Origin of the sequence: Pedobacter steynii (assembly GCF_001721645.1) — a bacterium.
Taxonomy (GTDB): domain Bacteria; phylum Bacteroidota; class Bacteroidia; order Sphingobacteriales; family Sphingobacteriaceae; genus Pedobacter; species Pedobacter steynii_A.
This window is the reverse complement of record NZ_CP017141.1, coordinates 5,352,559-5,372,676: the sequence shown is the minus strand read 5'-3', so window position 1 is coordinate 5,372,676 and position 20,118 is coordinate 5,352,559. Positions and strand designations below refer to the sequence as shown.

Genomic DNA, 20,118 nt, shown 5'->3' with positions numbered 1-20,118 from the left:
GATAGACAAATCTATTCCTCAGGCAATGCAGATAATAGTATAAATCGGTCGTTTTGGTTTTTGGACAATTCCTTAGGAACCACGCCCGAAAATTTTTTGATTTCTTTTATGAAATGATTTTGATCGCTGAAATTCTGTTCAGGATAAAGTTTACCCATTTTAATATGCGACAATGAGGCCTTGAATCGTAAGATATTGCCATATGCCTTGAGTGAAATTCCAAACTGCGAATGGAAGTAACGGTTGATTTGCCGGCTGCTCCAAAACACCTTTTCAGATAGTTCCTTTACCGTGAATGAACCCTTTGAAGCGTAAATCAATTCAAATAGTTTTTGCTTTCTGCTGTCAATTTCCGGCTTGATTAAGGCCAGCATCTTTAGCGAAACCTTTTGGCAAAAGCCATCAAAGTTATTCAGGTCATTTTTTGTTATTCCCCAAAAATCATCTGGCAGCCGATGGGCACTATTTAATAAAAAGGCAGCTTTCATATCCAACAGATACTCCATTGCAAGCAGCTTAAAACTAACCGCAAACATGACAGTTCCGGGCAGAATTGAATTTTGTTCAGGATGACTGCCTAAACCCATCTGCATAACCTGATAAGGCGCCGCTAAGGAATGACAAAATATAATGTCAAATCGCCCGTCGGGCAGAATAACAATTTCATGGGCAGCATCAGAACGATTGTCAATCATCCAGAAGCTTTCCACAAAATCAGCAAGCTGTTTATCAGGCTCGGCCACCTTAAGTACTATATTTTTATCCTCTAGCATATTTCCGGCCTCATGTTATGATAGCGCTGCTGCTTCAGCCAGGTCCAAAAACAAATCCCCTAATGGTCTGCTATTGGTATGGGGGATATCCGTGTTTCCTGCAAAACCGAGCTCATTAATGATCGTCTTAAACCCTGCTAATATTTTCTCAGTCAGCAATTTATCATTTGCCTTCACGCCAATCAGGTACAACTCCTCAGTCTGCAGATCTTCTGCAGGTATTCCGATTTCTGCATTTGTACAAGGGTAGAAATCTGATTTCAAATAACAAATGGAGTCAGGTGCAATGGCAATCGGGTAATTGAGGTTACTTTGAAATGCAATCAGACTTTCATTCTGCGACATAATGGTAATGATTGTTCCATCCACCTGCTCTATTTTTGTAGTGGTAAAATTGAAGGCCCCTTTTTCATCACTGGTTTTATAAATCACTTTTCCCTTCCCGATCAGAAATCCTTCGAGCTGATTGACATGTGCCAAAGCCCCCGCAATTAACGCCCCATCTTTGATCCTGATCCCTCTTAACAATTGTCCGCAGTGCAAAGCCATAGAGATACTTCCCTGCACGCATTTATCCGCAATACGACCAACCTCATCCGGCCATAACGCCAGACTGGAAGAATTCGAAAACAGAGAGGTATGTGTTGTTTCGCGAAGTACGGATTCGACTTTTGATAAGTCACTGGCCGATACCAGCATGGAATCCCCAAGCCCATTGGAAATGGCTATAGGACGCCAGTTTTTGACCTGACCGGCAGCAAAGGTACTCAACATCAATACCGGTACCGCCCTGCCAGCTCCATCGCCATCAATTACCGGGATTTTGTATTTCGCAGCAAGCAGAAAAGGTGCCATTGTATTTTCCGGACCAGTTTCAATAGGAAATACGGCATCGATCTTCCCCAGTTCGTTACAAAAATGCCCGGATAAACTTTCAAAAGCAAAACATAAAGCCTCATCCTGCTTAGGATCAAAAGCGGTAATGGAGCCCATATCACAGACAATACAGGCAGTTCTTTTTTTATCTACTTCCGTTAAGGGGAAAGTCAGCATCTCCACCTGATCGGTAAAATTCAGAATCTCACGAATAAAAGTAAAACCGGATTCCATTTTGCCTCCACCCCCGCTTCCCAGGAAAGCAGTGCCCTCAACGACTCTTTTTAATAAATTTTCATTTAGATACATGGCGTTAATTTTTTTTTATAAATTCATATATCAATATTAACTAATAACTCTCAAAAAATGAATGCATTAGTTGGCACTCAAAACATTTTTGATCCGACCTGGGTCACTAAGTTCTCAGAAATCAAATCAGAACTTAAAACAGGAGACTTAATACTTGTTCATGGCCGATACCCTTTTAGCTGGGTGGTTACCTTTTTACAGGGCAGCAACTGGGGGCATACGGCAATGGTGGTTCTGGCCAAAGACATTGATCCGGAAAATAAGCTTGGCTTACCACCGCTGCTGTTATGGGAAGCCAATACCCTGATTAAAGATGCGGCAATCAACCGCTGGGGAACGGTACAAACCTATAAAGAAGGCCCCATGCTGGTGGATCTGGAAGAACGCTTATACCATACTCAGAATCAGTTTGACAATGTAACACTGGCTTATAAACCACTGATTACAGAAGCTATACTGGACTTTACAGGACTACCGGAGCTCTTTGATGAATTTATTGATAAAAAATTCCCGGGTAACAGTGAAATTATTTACTCGGTATATTTAGGGAGGCGGTACAACCGCGTAAGCAACCAGCCTGAAAATGAAATCAGCCTTGACATCAATTTCTCTACCGGAGACGTTAGATTTCTAGGTTTCAACAACGGGCTGAAAATGATAGAAAGTCTTTCTGAAGTGGATATTGATAAAGAAAAGATTTACTGTTCGGAACTGGTGGCCTACACCTATAAAAAACTCGGACTACTTACCCAAAACCATGTCAGCAATGCCTATGCCCCTAAGGATTTTTCTAATGAGGGTACCATTCGCCTGCTCGACAACGCTTTTCTTGGTCAGGAAATGTTTTTCAATATGAATCTATAATGGTGTTTTTGCTTAAAGATTTTAAGCCGGCCTTACTTTTTATAGTTTTCTTAATCTTTGGGCTACCAGCCGTCGGACAGGATTTTGTCCCGGCTGAAAAGGGGCTGCTGGATCTATCCGGATATCAATATCATAAAAATCTTCCCGTACGACTAAACGGAGAATGGATGTTTAAATGGAGCCGCTTTGACAATAAGATCGAAGGGCCTGAATCGACCAGCTATATTCAGGTTCCGGGATCCTGGGGGAAGTTTACAAAGGCATCGGTTTTTAGTGGAAACCTCGGATATGGCACCTATGCGCTCCGGGTCCTTCTTCCTTCAAAAGGACAAAAATGGGCACTTTTACTTCCATCGATCAACTCAGCTTATCGTTTGTACATCAATGATTCGCTGATTTGCAGTGCCGGTATCCCTAAAAAGGATGTCAGTATGGTTCCTGCCGTGAAACCTCAATCGGTTCTGTTTATCGCGCCGGATAAAGAAATCAGGCTCAGCATTCAAGTATCAAATTACCATTTTACTGCCGGTGGCATCTGGTCTTCATTGATGCTGGGCAGTCCGGATGGCATCGTAAAAGAACAGGGCGAACAATGGTTTTTATCAGCCTTTCTTATCGGCAGTCTGCTCATGATGGGCCTCTATCATTTCTCGTTGTTTTTTCTGTGGAAACGGGATAAAGGACCGCTTTGCTTCGGGTTGATCTGTGTTTTTATTGCTCTAAGAGAATCCTTTGGAGGGCCAGCGTTTTTTTATCAGCTCTTTCCTGATTTTGGATATGAAGCCTCTTTAAAGCTTTTATACGCCTGCTTTCCAATCTGTTTAATTGCCTTTATACTTTTCTTTGAAACCCTCTATCCTGCTTATTCCAGACTGGTAAAACGGGCCGGACTACTGATCAGCATTTTATACATCGCCTTAATTGCCGGATCAAAAAACACCTTTTACGGCGCTTATCTTCCTATAATTTCTTTGATGTTTAGCCTTCAGGTGATCCATTTGTTATACCTGACGCAGAAACACGGCTTAAAAAGCAGGCTGGAAAATACACTGGTACTGATTGGAGTGATCACTTTGATCTTATGCTTTGTAAATGACGTGCTTTTCGAAACCGGAAGTATCAACTCCTATTTTTTACTGCCCTTTGGCTTTTTTGTATTCACCCTTTGTCAGTCGCTCCTGCTGGCCATTCGTTTCTCAAATGCTTTCAGGTCTTCTGAACAACTTGGTCTTGCCCTGCAAAAAGCAGAGCAGCTCAAATCTGTAGAAGAAATGAAGAACCGCTTTTTTGCGAATGTGACCCATGAACTCAGAACTCCATTATCACTGATCATCTCTCCGGTTGAACAGTTGCTTCAAAAAAGACAAGGTGATGAATTGTTAAAGAAAGCACTGGGTACGGTTCAGAGAAATGCAAGCAGCTTATTACAGCTCATTAACCAGTTATTGGACCTGACCAAACTGGAGTCAGGGAACATGAAGAAAATAAACTATAAAGGAGGAATAAACCTCTTTATAGCGCAGATCATTGATACCTTCAGCTCCTATGCAGAGGAAAGAAAGGTCAAAGTAGTTTTCAATAAAACCGCAAATGAAGACCTATGGATCTTTGATGCGGAAAAACTGGAAAAGATCATTTACAACCTGATTTCCAATGCCATAAAATTCAGTCCTCCGGATACAGAAGTAAATATAGCAGCAAAAATGGAAGGAGAAATGCTCCGGCTGGAAGTACATGATCAGGGCATGGGCATTCCGGAGGATATGCTGGACGCGGTGTTTGAGCGCTTTGTGCAGGCCAACAATGGGGCTCATGTATATTCTGGAACGGGCATTGGCCTCTCCCTGGTCAAAGAACTTACTGAATTTCTGGGTGGCACCATCGGGCTGGAATCTGAACAGGGAAAAGGAAGCTCATTTACCTTATCCATTCCTCTAACTAAAGATCTCTTAACTGCTGATGGGATTGAAGCAGCAGAAATTGAACCCTTCCCTCCTGCTTCTATTCCGGTGCTCAGTCTCTTTAATCCGGCATCAGTAAAGGAAAGAACAGAGAGAAAGCATCCGGAAACAATCCTGCTGGTAGAAGATCATCCGGAATTAATGGACTTTATTGGAACCATGTTGTCAGATCATTACCAGGTCCTCAGCGCTTGCAATGGAGCAGAAGCCTGGGAAATTTGCCAGAAGGAAATGCCGGACCTGGTGATCAGTGATGTCATGATGCCATTGATGGGTGGTTTTGAATTGTGTGAGCTGATTAAATCTTCTACAGAAACAGACCATATCGGAGTGATCTTACTGACCGCCAAGTCTGCCGCCGAAAGTAAAATTGAAGGCTTGTCATGCGGTGCCAATGATTACCTGACCAAACCCTTCCATTTTCAGGAGCTGATGCTTAGAATTCAGAACTTTTTAACCTATCAGCAAACCCTGAGAAATAACCATCAGAAAGAACTGATTAGTCTGGAACCTGTAGAAGAAGGTACCAAAATACATCCCTTTTTAATGAAGCTCTACCTGCAAATAGAAAACAACCTGGACAATTCGGAATTTACGATAGATCACCTGGCTTCAGAACTGGCCGTAAGCTCCAGAACACTGAACAGAAAATTGTCCTCCCTGATCGGGGTTAGTGCGAATGAGGTGATCAAAAATTTCAGGCTGAAAAGAGCTGCCGAATTGCTTGCCGCCGGAAGAAATATTTCCGAAACTGCTTATGAAGTGGGCTTTGAAAGCCCTTCTTACTTTGGACAATGCTTCAAAAATGTATATTCAATTACACCGAGCGAATTTCAACAAAGTAGAAAAATATCCTGATTAATTCCATATTATCATTTCCCGATTAAACCGACACAGATTGTCCTGAAATTAAGGACATTTGTCCCTTTTTTGACATCCCAAAAAAGCTTTTGTGCTCAACTTCGGTTATGCAAAATTTCAAAAATTCAGCATCACCAAAACCACACAGAACATGAAAGCTATTACCACTGTTTTTATTGACATCAGGGATACACTCGGTTATATAGACCGCCCCGGACACCTGGTATTGTTTAAGCCCAGCAGCATCCAGTTTTTACAATCCCTCAAAAATGAGATGAAGGTAAGAATTGGAGTGATCACTAACCTTCCTGGAAATGTAAGCCATGAGCAGGGTATTGAAATGCTTAAAAATGCCGGCGTGCTCGACTATGTAAATCCCGGAGATGTGATCTCCAGTCATGAGGCGGGCTCAGAAAAACCAATGGCCAACATTTACCATTTTGCCTGCGAAAAGTTAAAAGTAAGCCCCGAAGAGTCCATGTATATCGGGGAAAACCTGCTGGAAGTCGTGGGTGCGCAAGCTGCCGGACTCCAGGCTACTCTAAAACCTTTCCCTCCTGCACAGGATTTTATTTTCAAAGCCCTTCCTTCCGGACCGGAAAGCCCTACGGATAGTGGCCGTCTGGCGGAAGTAATGATGGAAGAAGAACACCTGGTAGGGAAACGCATTGTCGGAGCATCGGCAAAAATCTCCGAAAAGATTGCCGCCAATCAGTTCGTATCCATGATTGCCCTGGGGAACCTCGTTTATCTGCTCCAGAATTTTGTGGATCCCTTCCACCATAGAAAAGAAGAAAAAATCCTGATCCCTTTTGCCATTTCACGTGGTTACCCGAAAAATAAAACTGCGTGGATCTTACTGGAACATGATCAGGGACGCAATTATTTCAATGCCATTGAAATCGCTTATCACCGGCTACAAAATGGGGATACCATTGCCTTTGCCGACCTGAAACTTAACCTCGATGGTTTTGTGGCACTCTATAAACAACATGGGGCAAGGGAAGACAATGAGTTTTTACCGGAAGCATGCCGGTTATTTTCGCCGCAGGATGACGCCTTGCTCGTAAATCTTTTTGCTAAAGCTGGCCCTCCGGATCTCACGCCTTATCTGGCGCTCATTGCACAAACAGAATCTGAATTGGAAAAATAAAAATATAAACCCATGTGGATACTACCAGAACAAAAAAACGGCTTCCTGGACGATGTCCAGAAAGCACAGGTAAGGGTACTCTTTAATGCCCTTCAACCAGGCGATACCTTAAGGAAGGTACCTGATGCAGAGCAGTCGGGCGCCATCAATTTCCTCAGTTTATTGCTGGCCAGGGATGCCTCGGTGTTTGAAGATATCCCGAAATGGCAGTTGCTTTATCCTAAAGCCTTACAGGCATTGGATGCGCAGTCGGCATTGCTGTTTTCCAAACCTTTAAAAGACCTGAATGCAGAGGAAGCAAGCTCCCTGATCAGCAAACTTGAAACCGGTGCATTGCAGAATTTCAGCTTCCATACGGAACTGCTGGATCAGCTCTCCTTATTTGACATATTGAGGAAACATTGCATACAGGGCTGTTTTGCCGATAGCCGATGGGGCGGAAATACAGAGGGGATCATGTGGAGGTGGTTTGGATATCAGGAGGAAGCAAAAGAACTCCTGAAATAAACAACCGTTGAGAATTTTGAAAATCAATGAATAATAAAAAGATCATGATCGCTTCATGACCATTAAAAAATAATTGTATTCCAATGAAAAAATATGACGCAATAATAGTTGGAAGCGGTGCCGGTGGTGCCACTGCCGCCCGGGTACTCACACAAAACGGACTGACCGTTGCAGTATTGGAAAAAGGCGACTGGAAAAAATCAGAAGACTTTCTTCCCTATGATGAGCTGCATTTTGCGGAACATAAATTCCTGACTCCAAATGAGAAGAAGGATCCGATGATCTGGGTAAACTCGAAGAACGAAGAGAAACCGGTACACCAGTGGTGGCTGGCGAACATGGTGGGTGGCGCAACAAACTTATGGGAAGCCAACCTCCCCCGCTATACCGAAGAAGATTTCAGCATCACCAGGTTTATGAAGGACATTCCCGCAGATACAAGCATGGTAGACTGGCCCTGGACCTATGAAGAATTTCAGCCCTACTTTGAAAGGGCAGAATGGGAATGGGGAGTTTCCGGTGCAGTCAACCAATCTGCTGCGCAGGAAAAAACCAGATCAGGATACAACTATCCTATGCTACCGATTAAACCCCATGCTTCCAATCAGTTTATTCAGGAAGCCTTTCGCAAATTTGGTATGAATCCATACCAAAGCCCAAGAGGCATCAATTCAAAAACATTTGGCGGCAGACCTGCCTGTCCTTATTGCGGCTTTTGTCAGGGATTTGGCTGTGCGGTAAACGACCGGGCCACAGCGGCAAATACCGTACTGCAAAAAGCCATGGAAACGGGTAAATGTGAGGTGCTGACCGGCTATAACGTGATGCGTCTGATCCATGAACAAGGGAAGATTAAAGGTGTGGTTTATAAAACTGAACCCGGTGGCCCGGAAAAGGAAATGACCGCTCCATTGGTATTTGTTTCTGTACAGGCCATCCACTCTGCCCGCTTATTTCTGAATTCAGGAATTCCGGATCCCAACAAAATGATTGGCCATAACTTTACCTATCATACCAAAGGCTCCCTGGAATTTGTATTTAAAAATGCGCCTGTTTGGGGCAGTTATCGTGCAGACTCTATCTCGCAGCCAAGAACCGGGCTTGGCAGTCTGCAGCTGCGCGACCTTTATCTGATCAATGATAAAAACACTTACCTCTCCAAAGGCGGCAAGTTCTCCATTTATGATCCGTATACCATCAACCCTCCGATTAAAGCGGTTAGCCGCTGTGGGTTCCACCCTAAAAAAGCAAAAAATGTATGGGGCAAAGACCTGGTGGAAAGAATGGTCGAGCTGCGTACTTACGGGGGTGCTTCTTTCTCTTTTACCGGAGAAACCATGTCCAGGTATGATAACCGCATCGAGTTGGATGCAACCAGAACAGACGAATGGGGTGTTCCCCTACCCAAAGTCTTCTACAAGCACCATCAGTACGATATGGACCTGAGTAAATATGCCTTGGGTAAGGTAGAGGAAATCATGACTGATGCAGGAGGCGAATTGAGGCTTAAAGAAGCCCAGGGATTGGAAAATCCAGGTTATGGCCATAATCATGGCTCCCTGCGGGCTGGTAAAAACGAAGGGGCTTCTGTACTGGACAGCAATTGTCAGAGCTGGACGGTAAAAGGCTTATATGTGCTCGATGCAGCCTGGATGCCTACGGCCGGCGCTTCAAACCCAACACTTACCCAGATTGCCAACGTATACCGTGTTTGTGAAAAAATCACCAAAAAATCTTATTAAACCTAAACAAAATGAAACAAATTAAAACTATCGGAGTGATCGCATATCCGAAATGTGGAGAACAGGACACGCTGACTGTCCTGGAAATATTAAAATCACTGGCCTGGCTATTGGATTCCCAATACAAAACGGCCTTAAGCGTAAAACTGCTGGTACTGGAACCGGGCAATATCCTGATGCAAATGGGAACGACCGTAATTCCGGATGGCGTATACGATGGTCAGGAACTGTTTGACCTCCTTTACATTCCCGGAGGAATGGGCAGTGGCGAAGCCTCCAAAAACAAAGTCATCCTGGACCTGATCAATAAGCATTATTCGAACGACAAAGTGGTGGCTACAAACTGCTCCGGAATCAGCATTCTCTGGCGTTCAGGTATCATCGCAAACCACCTGATCACGGCTCCGGCAACGGTATCGGAAAAGCTGGTACGCGAAGGGGCGAATCTGTCAAATCCGCGCAAAATGTGGATCGGGCTTCCTGAGCAACGGCTATGGACAACGGCCGGAGGAAGCGGTGTACATGGCAGCACAGTAGCCCTGGTTGTACAGTATTTTGGCGAGGAAGTGGGCAAAATCGTCGCTGCAATGTGGGATGCTCTTCCATTGTTTGGCGATCAGCTATTGCAGCTCCAGGGCCCTGATTATGCAAGCAACCCGGCCTATGAAAAAATAGTCCAGGACATGATGCAGGAAATGCTTTTACCTAATAAATAAACAACCATGAGCCTATTACATATTCTGCTGTTTAAGGTTAAACCTGAGATCAGCGCAGCGCAAGCGGATGAATTCAAAACCATGTTTGTGGAGTTGAAAGATAAAATACCAGGGATAGAACGGGTGCACTGGGCGGCCAATATCAGTCCGAGCCCTTTTGCCAAAGGATGGACAGAAGGCTGCTCCATGATCTTTACTTCTGAAGCCCACAGAGATGCTTTTCTGATGCATCCGGAACATGTGAAGTTATCAGCATACCGGCAGGCTTTTGCGGATGACCTGCTGATTTATGATTTGGAACACCCTTTTTAAAAAGAAAATACCATGAGAATAGTCGCACATAGAGGAAATAACCTGCAAGCCCCTGAAAACACTTTGCAGTCTCTGATTTCAGCTTATACCAGTGGTGCCGGGGTATTGGAATTTGATGTCCAGCTCACCAAAGATCATCAGCTGGTAGTTTCACACGACGGCACGATTAACCGGCTTACCGGAACGGATACGGGGGATGTATTCATCAAAGACCTTACACTACAGGAGCTTCGATGGGGAAGTTATGATTTCGGTGAAACTTTTAACCCTTATCAGGTGGAAGGCTTCCGTTACCATCAGACAAAAAAAAGAATCCAGATAGAAAGACTTCAGGATTTGCTGGACCATTTGCCGGCAGACATTGACAAATTAATCGAATTGAAGCACGATTCTTCTTTGAATGAGGAGATGCGCCAAACCTTTGTCACCCTTTTTGCCAGTGTAATCGTAGAGCGGGCTTTACAGGAACAGGTCGTGGTTTATTCCAAAGATAAGTTGTCGTTGCACTTACTGAAACAGCAAATCCCAGGTATTAAAACTGCGGTATTCGATTGGGAACTATCTCCCGCAGATCAGTTAAAATTGCTGATAGCAGAAAAAGCCGACGGATTGGTAACAGACCTGGATAGTGTGCTGGACAGCAATGCCTCAGTAACTGATTTTGGAAAGGAATTGCAAAAGGTTTTCCAGGAGCAGCAGCTCTCAGTAGGGGTGATTCTCTATCCTTTTAGAAAACCGGGTGTACCTACAGAAAAAGAAGTAAAAGCGCTCCGTACGCTGGACTTTATATGGTCTGTTTCTACCGACAGCATGATCGGAACCTATCAGAACAACCAGGCAACCGACTTTTCAAAATGGCTTTATCCGCAATACGACTGGCTGCCACTTTCCACTTTTCAGGGCAATGTAATAGATCGCGACTGGTTTGCATTGGGTTATGCTAAAGCCAACCGGTACTACCGGATTTACCAGCAGGATGGTGTACAGATAGCACTCCAGAAATACGATGGTTTCCTGCCCCTGCCACCAGATGCGGATGAGGTAAAAGAACGGTTGAATAACCTGGAACTGCGGATGATGTACACCGAAAAAACCTGGCCCTTTTATTCGGGCGGAGGTCTGGGTATCGTTAAACCGCTGGAAGGTGATTTCATTGCAACTGTCGACTACGAGATGACCAGACCAATGTCGCAGGCCCAGACACTGGAAATGGCGGTTACAAATGTGGACCCGTCAGCACACCGCGATAAACCTCCGCAGACCTTTCGGGATATAGATGCCTTTTATGATCCACATGGCTGTCCACCTTATGTAGGCGTGGAACATGATGAAGACGATGGTTACCGCATCAACTGGAACCTGGGTGCAGATTATGATAACAATCAATATGGATCACCTTTTGGCAATGGAAAAATCCCGCAGGCGGGAACACTGCGGTTGGAAAGAAGAGGACATTACTTCTCTGCCTATTATAAAAACAGCTATGATGCCCCCTACTGGATCTGTGCGGGTGTGGTAAAAAATGAAACCCTGAACCACCGGATTTTCCTGCGTTGTGTTGCCAAAAGGTGGCTGCAGGAGAAACAGGATGGCGGGTCCGGATACCATACCGTAGAGGAAAACACCTTCACCTTTAAAAATTTACTCATCACTAAACCTATAAAATAAACCGCCATGGATCACAGTGAAATTACCTTAAGAAAAGAGATCGCAAGAGATTTGATTGCCAATGATATTTCTGAAATCGATGGATTTCTTGAAGTTGATGAGCTCACACTTGCCAGAGAAGCCAGCTTAATGGCCTTAGCCGATAACCTGGAATATCCGGGAGGTCTGGGCCCGAAACCAAAACCCATTAATCCTAAACCCGATCCGGAATCGGCTTTGCCAAAAGCAGACATCCTGGTGGTTACCTGGACGGTTGCCGAGCAGAATGCAATGGCAGATATTTTAACGCCGGGAGTCAGCAGAAATGGCTGGTACCGCTACAGGAGAAATTTTGATTCCCATTTTGATGCCCTGATCCGTACCGGAAACGGGGTTAAACAACCGCCATCCCGGACCGTCAACCGACTGGGAAGCTGGTTTCCAATCACAATCGGCGACCTGACAGTGATCTGTTTTAAATCAGAATTGCACCTGAACCAGGATGGCATCTCCTTAAATGCAGATGGAACACCATCTGATACCAATACCGGCTTTGCTACACTACCGGTAAGGGATCTTTTTAAACAGCTGATTGAGGAAGTGCGACCTTCCCATGTCCTCACTGTCGGCACGGCGGGTGCAGTGTTTAAAGAACATGGTCTGGGTGATGTGGTAGTAACCAGAGGTGCTAAATTCCGGTTACAGGATGAATTTAAGAATGAACCTTTTAATGGCATCAATCACGAAGGTGCGCAATATAAAAGCGACTGGAATGTTCCTACCACCTTTTTCAATACCGCATTGCAAATGATGGCTTCTTTCAAAAAGAACCTGGTAGAACCGGAATTTACCACACCAACGATACGGTATGACCAGGTTCCGGCGCCGATCAGGTCATGGGCCAATGAGGCTAAAATACGATTGGACGGAACGCATGAACTTCCTGAATTTCATCCGATTATCAGTACCGATTTTTTTGAATTTGGTACTTCCGGGAATAAAATGGAAGAGCAGGGATCGGCCATGGAGATGGGCGACGCCGTATTGGGGCTGGTCTGTGAAGAAATGGAGCAACCTCCGAAATGGCTGGTGATCCGCAACCTCTCGGATCCACAGATCAATGCGTCATTGCCAACCAAACCGGCAATACTAAACATGCAAACGCATTGGGCGGTCTGGTATTACGAAAAATATGGATACTGGACCAGTGTAAACAGCGCTTTAACCACCTGGGCCGTTATTGCGGGCCTCAATTAAAACAGCCATGAACAACTCCAAACTACCCACCGAAGTAGAGCTGATCTATGAGGTGATGCCTTGCAGCGCAATGCGCGCTGCACAGGAACCCAGCGGAACCAAACATTCCTGCACCTATTTTAGAAAATGGGGTGCCTATCACAGCTATGATTATAATGCGGATGGCCCACCGCCAAAACCGGGTATTGAACAACCATCTGACTATGTCGGTCTCGCCAACCTGACACCGGAAGTATTAAGCGGCTGCAGGAAATCCCCTATTTTTGTGGTAGGCATCAACCCAAACCTGACGGGTTTTGACATCCGGAGGAAAAATTCAGTTTATCCTCTATTTGATGAGTACAAGCAGTATGCGCATTATTTCCGGTATCGCAGTACCGATAAACTGGAAATCCCCAAAGATAAATTTACGGCACTCGGAGGGTCAAATGAAGAAGCTCCGCCCCTGCTCAGCACCGATCTGAATGTCCCTGAGCAGGATGGTAAAAGAAGCATTCCCCTGCAACTGCAGCAGGTGACTTATTACCATGAATTACAGAAACTGCTGGACGATCTGGCTGAAGAAATGGGCTGGACAGACCATGAGCTGAAAGTAGGTGAAGACCTTTCCTATGGCAATATGGTGGCCTGCCCTTCTGCCCGTTGGTTAACGCAGAAAAATGACGGTTATCCCGGATTGGAAATGACGGGCACAGAGGTAAAAGAGATTGTGCAGGAATGTTTTCATTACCGAAAATATTTTCTGCGTCAGTTGTTTCAGAGCCTTCCTAAAATCATTATGGTGGTTGGCGCCACCACGGCAAGACCCTTCATCACGGCTTTACAGGACCGTTTCATCCAGGGCAATCCACAGCCTGAAGAAAAGGTTAAAGACCTGCTCAGCAGAAAACATGTATTGAAATACGGGGACCTGCCCGATGGCACTGAACTGACGGCAAGGGTAATTTTTTCTGAACACATCACCGGCAATCCGGCCAACTACAAAATTGTCAGGGCAAAAATACTGGAACAACTGGTAGATGAAGCCAGAAACGACAGGATTGTCCTCAATCAGAATTCCCGTCATCTGCTACGGCCTAAAGGCTCCTGTGTATTGTGTCCGATGATGGAAATCGGAAAATGTGATTATGAGAACGAGCTCATTCCGATCACAGATCATCCTTCGCTTACCGCCGATTCTCCGGGGATGTTGCTATATGAAGAGAAAAAGGCGCAACTGGCGCTGATGGATACGGTAAAGGCTAAGGAAACCGCAACAACGGAGATATGGGCAGAAGAACCTGAAGATTACAAAAACAATATCGAATAAATCTAAAATAATATGGCACAGAAACCAAGTTTTGTTTTACATGGGCGTATCGTTACCATGCAGGCAGAAAGCAGGATCATTAATGATGGCTACCTCGCCATAAAAGAAGGAAGAATTGCAGCAATCACTGATGATCAGCGCAAACTTCCGGCAGAGTTTTCAGGTAAAGTAATTGTAGAAACTGAAGGTACCATATACCCTGGTCTGATTGACCTGCACAATCATTTTGTATATAATGTACTTCCCCTCTGGGTGGTTCCGAAACGTTATGATAACCGTTCCCAATGGCCATCCCATCCGGAGTATAGAGCAGGAGTTTCCAAACCGATAAAACAGGCCCTGGCAAAATTCAGCGTATCGGCCAAAGCATTGGTGCGCTATGTAGAAGCCAAAGCCTTGCTTAGCGGCACCACTACCGGACAGGGCATGCGAACACAGGTGAACGGAGGAAGCCGACTTTTCAGAGGTGCTTTGAGGTTTGCAGAACAACCTGAAAACGAAAGCCTTCCCCCGGCACGAAGCATGGTACCAGACCTGGTGGTTACAGGAGCCACTGCGGCAGAACGGATCAGTAATTTTCGGGAAGCCCTGAATGATGAGAGCGGAGGCGTTTACTTTTACCACCTCTCGGAAGGCATTGATGAAAGTGCGAGGAGACATTTTTCCAATCTTAAAATAAATGACCTGATCAATGATAAGCTGGTCGGCATCCATTCCCTGGGCTTACAGGAAACAGACCTGAACCATTTGCAGCAAAAAGGGGCCAAAGTAGTCTGGTCGCCCTTCAGCAATCAGCTGCTTTATGGAAAGACCATTGATTTGCGCGCGCTGAAAGCCTCGGGCTTACTCTTTAGTCTGGGTTGCGACTGGTCTCCTACAGGAAGCAAAAATATCCTCCAGGAACTTAAAGTCGCCTGGTTTGCCAATCAGCAGCAAGGCGAGGTATTCAGCAATTATGAACTGGTCTGCGCGGCCAGCAGTAATGCTGCAGCAGTTACCGGATGGGGAGCACATCTGGGCACTTTGGAAGCGGGAAAGCTGGCTGATATTCTCGTGATCAAAGGCAATGAGGACGATGCCTATATGCAATTGATCAAGGCCGCAGAACCTGAGGTTGAACTCGTGATCATAGATGGTATTGCACGTTATGGAAATCTTGATTTCATGAAAAGGCTTCGTGTCGATACTGCCCACCCAATTGAAGAGCTGACCATCGGCAACCGGCAGAAAGGGTTTTACCTGTACCGTGAAAATTCCATGATCAATGATATTGGCTTTAACACCGCCACTCAAACCTTAACAGAGATCATGAGAGACCTTCCGGGCTTTCTGAATAGAATGGAACAGGAAAAAGCCACACTCCTGGATCTGGGGGTGGATACCCAGGAGGAATTTACCCTGGAGCTGGACAACGAGTTTGAGATTGAGTCGGATGTATTTCAGGAATATGAACATCCTGATGAGGCGGAATTATTAGCCGATCCCCCGATGGTGGATGCTATTGAACTGGATACCCATACCGTGAGCGGCAATGATTATTGGGAAAGAATTGAAGCACAGCAAAATATTTCAGCAGAACTAAAAAACTGGTTAAAATCCTGTTATCAGCATTAAATCAGAACGGTCATCATTAAACAGCATACAATGGAAAATTTAATCCGGGTAGAACTCCGCTATATGGGAGATGAGGAACTAAAAACGATTAATGAGGAAATTTCACTTTCCGGTGCCACCATCATCGGACAGTATGATGGTATGTTCGAAGTCGATATTCCGGCTTCTTCATTGGAAATACTGAAGAAGAAACACATCCTGATGGATTTCCCTTATCAACAAAAACTAAGCACAGACAACGATGCCTCCTTATTAGGGGTTTCCAATCCCCAGGCGGAAACCGGGGTCAGGGAATCAGAGTGGATGTCGGTTTTTAAAACCAAGGCCAGAAAGGCCTATTCTGATTGGGTTGATCCCTCTTTAGAGGTTTCTTCAGATCCGGAAGGCTTGTATATTGTCACTTTTAATGGCCCCCTTAATTCGGTATGGAGATCAGCATTCCGGAATCATGGCTTAAAATTCTGCACTTATTTTGACAGTGGAAATGAATATTGCTATAAAGTATCGCTGACAGAAAAGCAATACCAGTACCTCCGTGCACAGGAGATTACCAAAACAATAGGTAAATATGAGATCGAAAGAAAAATTACAGACAGTCTGGTGAAAGAACTTGATCAGGCCAGCGCTGGCCTTAAGGGAATGCCTTCCCTTAAACAGTTTGATATTGTAGTATCGGAAGAAAAGCAAATCGACAAGGTCACCGAGCTGATCAAAGCTACCGGCGAAGCTACAATTGTGGATTCCGGGCTAAACATTATCCGAATTGAAATTAACCCGGGCTCCTCCTTAATCAGTGCCTTGGCCGACTCCCCTTATGTAAGTGGAATGGCGGTATACGAACCTCCTACCCTTTTTTGTGATGTATCCAGAAAGGTGATCGGACTGGAATACCCGGATACCCATACTTCTGCCTTTTATGGAGCAGAAGAAACGGTGGCAGTTATCGATAGTGGTATAGATCAGCATCATCCGGACCTGCAGCACAGGATCAAAACCAGCTTACAATATGGAATGGGATCTGTAGAGGACCAACATGGCCATGGAACACATGTGGCCGGTATTATTTGCGGCGATGGTACCGCTTCCGGAGGTAAGATTACCGGAATAGCACCAAAGGCAGCAGTGGTTACGATAGGAATTGTGAACAGCAGCGGGCAGTTAGACCTGCCGGTAGATATTGGAAAACTATTGAAAATTGCGGCAGATCAGGGCGCAAAAATCATCAACCTGAGCCTGGGATGGAAAGTAAACGGGGAATATCAGTTTGGCTCCTTCAGTGTAGATAAATTCATCTATGAAAATCCGGAAATATTGCTGGTCGTGGCGGCGGGAAATGAAGGCAATGCCGTTAATGGCAGATTGGCTTATAAGACTGTGGGTGCACCGGCAACGGCAAAAAATGCGCTGACGGTGGGTTCCTGTTCCGGACGAAGGACCCATCCGGTCATCAATCAGACCTGGGGTGACCTGCGTCCGGCAAGCTTCCCGGTACCACCGCTCAATACCATGAAACTGATATCCGACATAGACCACCCTTCTTTGGGCAGCAGTACCGGTCCGACTGATTTCGACAGCATCAAACCCGAAGTCCTGGCACCAGGTGCATATATCCTTTCGGCAAAGGCTGGCAATGTGGTGATCGCTGCCACAAACAGTGAATTTTACGATGAACATTACACTTTTAAAACAGGGACAAGCATGGCCACACCTGTGGTCAGCGGAATGGCTGCACTCATCAGGGAGTATTTAAGGAAAGTACATCATTATAACAATCCCTCCTCATCGCTGATCAAAGCAATTATTATCGGGAACAGTCGCCAGATAGACAGTTACCGCCATGCACCCGAAGACCCCAGTCTGGAGAAAATCGGCTTTCCGGATTTTGATCAGGGCTTTGGTCTGGTAGACATGAACCGGCTGCTAAATGAACAGAACATCCAGCTGCAATTTGTGGACATCCTGAATACCGAGGCCACCGCATTGGTGAGCAGGGCAGAATTGGGAGGCCCCTTGAAATCTGTACGTGAATATGTGATAGACCTTGCAGAAGCCAGCGCAGACCTGTCGGTTACCCTTTGCTGGATTGACCCACCGGCAAAAGGAATACAGAATAACCTGCAGCTGAGTGTAAAACTACCAGACAATGAATGGAGACTAGGCAATATGGAACATAATTATAAAAAGGACCCTCTTTTTGATACTTTGTTCGATTTAAAACCACTGGATAAAAATAACAATACCGAAAAGGTATGGATTAAAGATCCCTTACCCGGCAAATACCTGATCCGGATTACCGCACAGAATACTTTATCAAAGCAAGGTTATAGTTTAGCCGTACTTGGCAATGGAACTGGTTTTACAGAAAGATAATTCGGCAACGCCATAAATTTTGATTACTTCTTTTGCTCCAGCTCTAAGATGATCCGCTTTTTCATGGTGGTATGTACGTAATCTTTAACTTCAGCAAAAGAAACCCCATATTTCCGGTCAATTGCTTTTAAATGCTCAGGAAAAGGGGCCAGCATTTTATCATAGTAGGAATTCAGTTTCTCTTCTTCAGGCATGTCAAATCTGAGTTTCAACTGAAACCTTCTCAATAGCGCCCGGTCGATAATATCGTGGTGATTGGTAGCACAGATCAACAGACAATCCAGTGGAAAATAATCAATCAACTGGATGATGGTATTCACCAGCCGGCGCATTTCACCCACTTCTTTATCGTCATTTCCCCTCATTTTCCCGATCTGGTCAAACTCATCCAGAAACAACACTGCTTTTTGTCGTATGGCCTGGTCAAAAACAGCTTTTAGATTTTTAGAGGTTTCCCCTATTCTCGCAGAGATGACAGTACTTAAACTCAGGATTACAATTGGCTTATCCAGGGCGGTTGCAATGGCTTTGGCGGTAGTCGTCTTTCCACAACCGGAATCACCATAAAGTAAGATCTTGTTGTCTACCGGCAAGTTATAAACACGCAACTCTTCCAGGTATTGGTGTTCTTTTAAAATCTGATTTAAAATGGCCTTATTTTCAGTACTGAAAAACACATCTTCCAATGCTACCTTTTCTTTGTCGCTGATGATCAGTTCGTATACGTTCATTTGATAATGGTATGGTGTTTCCGGTATTTGTCGCAAGCAGCATATACCGGAAATGATGTAAAGATAAGACTATTTCCACCAATGGTAGTAATTGTGCAATCCGTCATATTCGAATCCACAGCGTGGATACAGGCTGTTACCGATATCGTTTGTCTTTTCTGTTTCCAGCATCAGGCCACATGCTCCGGTTTCCTCACACCATTGCTTGCTTCTGTCTATCAGCGCTACAGAAAGCCCCTGTCCCCGGAAATCAGGATGAACAAAGAGGTCGCTCAGCAACCATTGCTTCTGAAGTTTGGTATAGTGGAACAATTTGTACAACTGCACAAAGCCTACGGCTTTACCATCTGCCATGGCCAGGAAAATATCCGATTCACTATTCAGGAATCTTTCTTTGAGGAAAGCTTTTCCTTTTTCAAGGTCAGATTCCTGACGGTAGAAAATACGGTAAAGGTTAAACAGTTCTGCAGTTTGATCTAAGTCTTCCAGACTCGCTTTTTTAATAATATGCTTCATCTTCCTAATGTTTTATTTCCGGCAAATGTGAGGAAATACAGGCTCAGGGTACTGGTCCAGTATTTAGATTTTAAATGGGTCCAGTATAAATTATAGAAATCCGGTACTTTTTTATAAATTCATGATTATGAACAAATCAAACCGAAGAAAATTTATTGGCACCGCTGCTGCGATTGCAGTTGGAACTGCCGCCTCTGCAATGCCCCTGTCAACTGAAAAAGGAAAATATCCTGTGGTCCATCACGTATTCTTCTGGTTGAAAAACCCCGATTCCAAAGCAGACCGTGAGGAATTAATAAAAGGAGTAAAAACCCTGTCAAAAATAGAAACCGTTCTGGATCTTCATGTTGGTATAGTGGCCGGTACAGAGAAACGCGATGTCATTGACAGCAGCTGGGGAGTTTCTGAATTGCTGTTCTTTAAGGACCTCGAAGGACAGGCCATTTATCAGACCCATCCTATACACCTGGAATTCATAAAAAACTACAGTCACCTTTGGGCCAAAGTGCTCGTTTATGATATTTTGGAAGCTTAACAGGCTGATGGCCCTGGTGTCCGATGCTGCACAGCAAGTGTCCATTTTCGGCCACCATGCTCAAA

17 protein-coding genes are annotated in these 20,118 nt (G+C 44.8%); 13 read left to right on the top strand and 4 right to left on the bottom strand.

Annotated features, from left to right (window positions below; translation table 11 throughout):
- Nucleotides 1-11: 11 nt before the first annotated feature.
- Together BFS30_RS22210 and BFS30_RS22205 are read right to left on the bottom strand one after the other, a co-directional pair.
- A complete protein-coding gene (locus BFS30_RS22210) occupies nucleotides 12-773 on the bottom strand; it encodes a helix-turn-helix domain-containing protein (protein ID WP_069381293.1) in 762 nt (253 codons plus the stop codon).
- Between the two features lie 15 nt (nucleotides 774-788).
- Nucleotides 789-1,958, bottom strand: a complete 1,170-nt coding sequence (locus BFS30_RS22205; protein WP_069381292.1) for a DUF917 domain-containing protein — start codon at nucleotides 1,956-1,958, stop codon at nucleotides 789-791.
- Nucleotides 1,959-2,015: 57 nt separating this feature from the next.
- On the opposite strand from BFS30_RS22205, the gene BFS30_RS22200 reads away from it, so the two are divergent.
- The 12 genes from BFS30_RS22200 (at nucleotide 2,016) to BFS30_RS22145 (ending at nucleotide 18,271) form a co-directional block, all read left to right on the top strand.
- Nucleotides 2,016-2,822, top strand: a complete 807-nt coding sequence (locus BFS30_RS22200; protein ID WP_069381291.1) for a hypothetical protein — start codon at nucleotides 2,016-2,018, stop codon at nucleotides 2,820-2,822.
- Between the two features lie 8 nt (nucleotides 2,823-2,830).
- Nucleotides 2,831-5,641, top strand: coding sequence for a response regulator (locus BFS30_RS22195; protein ID WP_167353183.1), 2,811 nt, complete (start codon nucleotides 2,831-2,833; stop codon nucleotides 5,639-5,641).
- A 154-nt stretch (nucleotides 5,642-5,795) separates the two neighbouring features.
- Nucleotides 5,796-6,797, top strand: a complete 1,002-nt coding sequence (locus tag BFS30_RS22190; RefSeq protein WP_157263007.1) for an HAD family hydrolase — start codon at nucleotides 5,796-5,798, stop codon at nucleotides 6,795-6,797.
- Nucleotides 6,798-6,809: 12 nt separating this feature from the next.
- A complete protein-coding gene (locus BFS30_RS22185) occupies nucleotides 6,810-7,304 on the top strand; it encodes a gluconate 2-dehydrogenase subunit 3 family protein (RefSeq protein ID WP_069381288.1) in 495 nt (164 codons plus the stop codon).
- A gap of 83 nt (nucleotides 7,305-7,387) precedes the next feature.
- Nucleotides 7,388-9,046, top strand: a complete 1,659-nt coding sequence (locus BFS30_RS22180; protein ID WP_069381287.1) for a GMC oxidoreductase — start codon at nucleotides 7,388-7,390, stop codon at nucleotides 9,044-9,046.
- An 11-nt stretch (nucleotides 9,047-9,057) separates the two neighbouring features.
- Nucleotides 9,058-9,762 (top strand): DJ-1/PfpI family protein, encoded by a 705-nt coding sequence (locus tag BFS30_RS22175; RefSeq protein ID WP_069381286.1) that lies wholly within the window; start codon nucleotides 9,058-9,060, stop codon nucleotides 9,760-9,762.
- Between the two features lie 6 nt (nucleotides 9,763-9,768).
- Nucleotides 9,769-10,074 carry a Dabb family protein gene (locus tag BFS30_RS22170; RefSeq protein ID WP_069381285.1) on the top strand — a complete coding sequence of 102 codons (306 nt, stop codon included), beginning with the start codon at nucleotides 9,769-9,771 and terminating at the stop codon, nucleotides 10,072-10,074.
- Between the two features lie 12 nt (nucleotides 10,075-10,086).
- Nucleotides 10,087-11,742, top strand: coding sequence for a glycerophosphodiester phosphodiesterase (locus BFS30_RS22165; protein ID WP_069381284.1), 1,656 nt, complete (start codon nucleotides 10,087-10,089; stop codon nucleotides 11,740-11,742).
- A gap of 6 nt (nucleotides 11,743-11,748) precedes the next feature.
- Nucleotides 11,749-12,978, top strand: coding sequence for a hypothetical protein (locus BFS30_RS22160; protein ID WP_069381283.1), 1,230 nt, complete (start codon nucleotides 11,749-11,751; stop codon nucleotides 12,976-12,978).
- A gap of 7 nt (nucleotides 12,979-12,985) precedes the next feature.
- On the top strand, nucleotides 12,986-14,287 hold the full coding sequence (locus tag BFS30_RS22155; protein ID WP_069381282.1) for a hypothetical protein: 1,302 nt from the start codon (nucleotides 12,986-12,988) through the stop codon (nucleotides 14,285-14,287).
- A 12-nt stretch (nucleotides 14,288-14,299) separates the two neighbouring features.
- On the top strand, nucleotides 14,300-15,901 hold the full coding sequence (locus BFS30_RS22150; protein WP_083252187.1) for an amidohydrolase family protein: 1,602 nt from the start codon (nucleotides 14,300-14,302) through the stop codon (nucleotides 15,899-15,901).
- 30 nt (nucleotides 15,902-15,931) lie between these two features.
- Complete coding sequence (locus BFS30_RS22145; RefSeq protein WP_069381280.1) at nucleotides 15,932-18,271, top strand: S8 family serine peptidase; 2,340 nt, start codon at nucleotides 15,932-15,934, stop codon at nucleotides 18,269-18,271.
- A 23-nt stretch (nucleotides 18,272-18,294) separates the two neighbouring features.
- On the opposite strand, the gene BFS30_RS22140 is transcribed toward BFS30_RS22145, so the two are convergent.
- Nucleotides 18,295-19,002 carry an AAA family ATPase gene (locus tag BFS30_RS22140; protein ID WP_069381279.1) on the bottom strand — a complete coding sequence of 236 codons (708 nt, stop codon included), beginning with the start codon at nucleotides 19,000-19,002 and terminating at the stop codon, nucleotides 18,295-18,297.
- A gap of 69 nt (nucleotides 19,003-19,071) precedes the next feature.
- Nucleotides 19,072-19,518 carry a GNAT family N-acetyltransferase gene (locus tag BFS30_RS22135; RefSeq protein ID WP_069381278.1) on the bottom strand — a complete coding sequence of 149 codons (447 nt, stop codon included), beginning with the start codon at nucleotides 19,516-19,518 and terminating at the stop codon, nucleotides 19,072-19,074.
- A gap of 127 nt (nucleotides 19,519-19,645) precedes the next feature.
- Between BFS30_RS22135 and BFS30_RS22130 the strand changes: the two genes are divergently transcribed.
- Nucleotides 19,646-20,053: a Dabb family protein gene (locus BFS30_RS22130; protein ID WP_069382611.1), complete on the top strand. Its 408-nt coding sequence runs from the start codon at nucleotides 19,646-19,648 to the stop codon at nucleotides 20,051-20,053.
- Nucleotides 20,054-20,118 lie beyond the last annotated feature (65 nt).

Coding starts and splice junctions, on each gene's coding strand:
- BFS30_RS22210 (WP_069381293.1), bottom strand. CDS start 773: ATGCTAGAGGATAAAAATATAGTACTTAAGGTGGCCGAGCCTGATAAA.
- BFS30_RS22205 (WP_069381292.1), bottom strand. CDS start 1,958: ATGTATCTAAATGAAAATTTATTAAAAAGAGTCGTTGAGGGCACTGCT.
- BFS30_RS22200 (WP_069381291.1), top strand. CDS start 2,016: ATGAATGCATTAGTTGGCACTCAAAACATTTTTGATCCGACCTGGGTC.
- BFS30_RS22190 (WP_157263007.1), top strand. CDS start 5,796: ATGAAAGCTATTACCACTGTTTTTATTGACATCAGGGATACACTCGGT.
- BFS30_RS22185 (WP_069381288.1), top strand. CDS start 6,810: ATGTGGATACTACCAGAACAAAAAAACGGCTTCCTGGACGATGTCCAG.
- BFS30_RS22180 (WP_069381287.1), top strand. CDS start 7,388: ATGAAAAAATATGACGCAATAATAGTTGGAAGCGGTGCCGGTGGTGCC.
- BFS30_RS22175 (WP_069381286.1), top strand. CDS start 9,058: ATGAAACAAATTAAAACTATCGGAGTGATCGCATATCCGAAATGTGGA.
- BFS30_RS22170 (WP_069381285.1), top strand. CDS start 9,769: ATGAGCCTATTACATATTCTGCTGTTTAAGGTTAAACCTGAGATCAGC.
- BFS30_RS22165 (WP_069381284.1), top strand. CDS start 10,087: ATGAGAATAGTCGCACATAGAGGAAATAACCTGCAAGCCCCTGAAAAC.
- BFS30_RS22160 (WP_069381283.1), top strand. CDS start 11,749: ATGGATCACAGTGAAATTACCTTAAGAAAAGAGATCGCAAGAGATTTG.
- BFS30_RS22155 (WP_069381282.1), top strand. CDS start 12,986: ATGAACAACTCCAAACTACCCACCGAAGTAGAGCTGATCTATGAGGTG.
- BFS30_RS22150 (WP_083252187.1), top strand. CDS start 14,300: ATGGCACAGAAACCAAGTTTTGTTTTACATGGGCGTATCGTTACCATG.
- BFS30_RS22145 (WP_069381280.1), top strand. CDS start 15,932: ATGGAAAATTTAATCCGGGTAGAACTCCGCTATATGGGAGATGAGGAA.
- BFS30_RS22140 (WP_069381279.1), bottom strand. CDS start 19,002: ATGAACGTATACGAACTGATCATCAGCGACAAAGAAAAGGTAGCATTG.
- BFS30_RS22135 (WP_069381278.1), bottom strand. CDS start 19,518: ATGAAGCATATTATTAAAAAAGCGAGTCTGGAAGACTTAGATCAAACT.
- BFS30_RS22130 (WP_069382611.1), top strand. CDS start 19,646: ATGAACAAATCAAACCGAAGAAAATTTATTGGCACCGCTGCTGCGATT.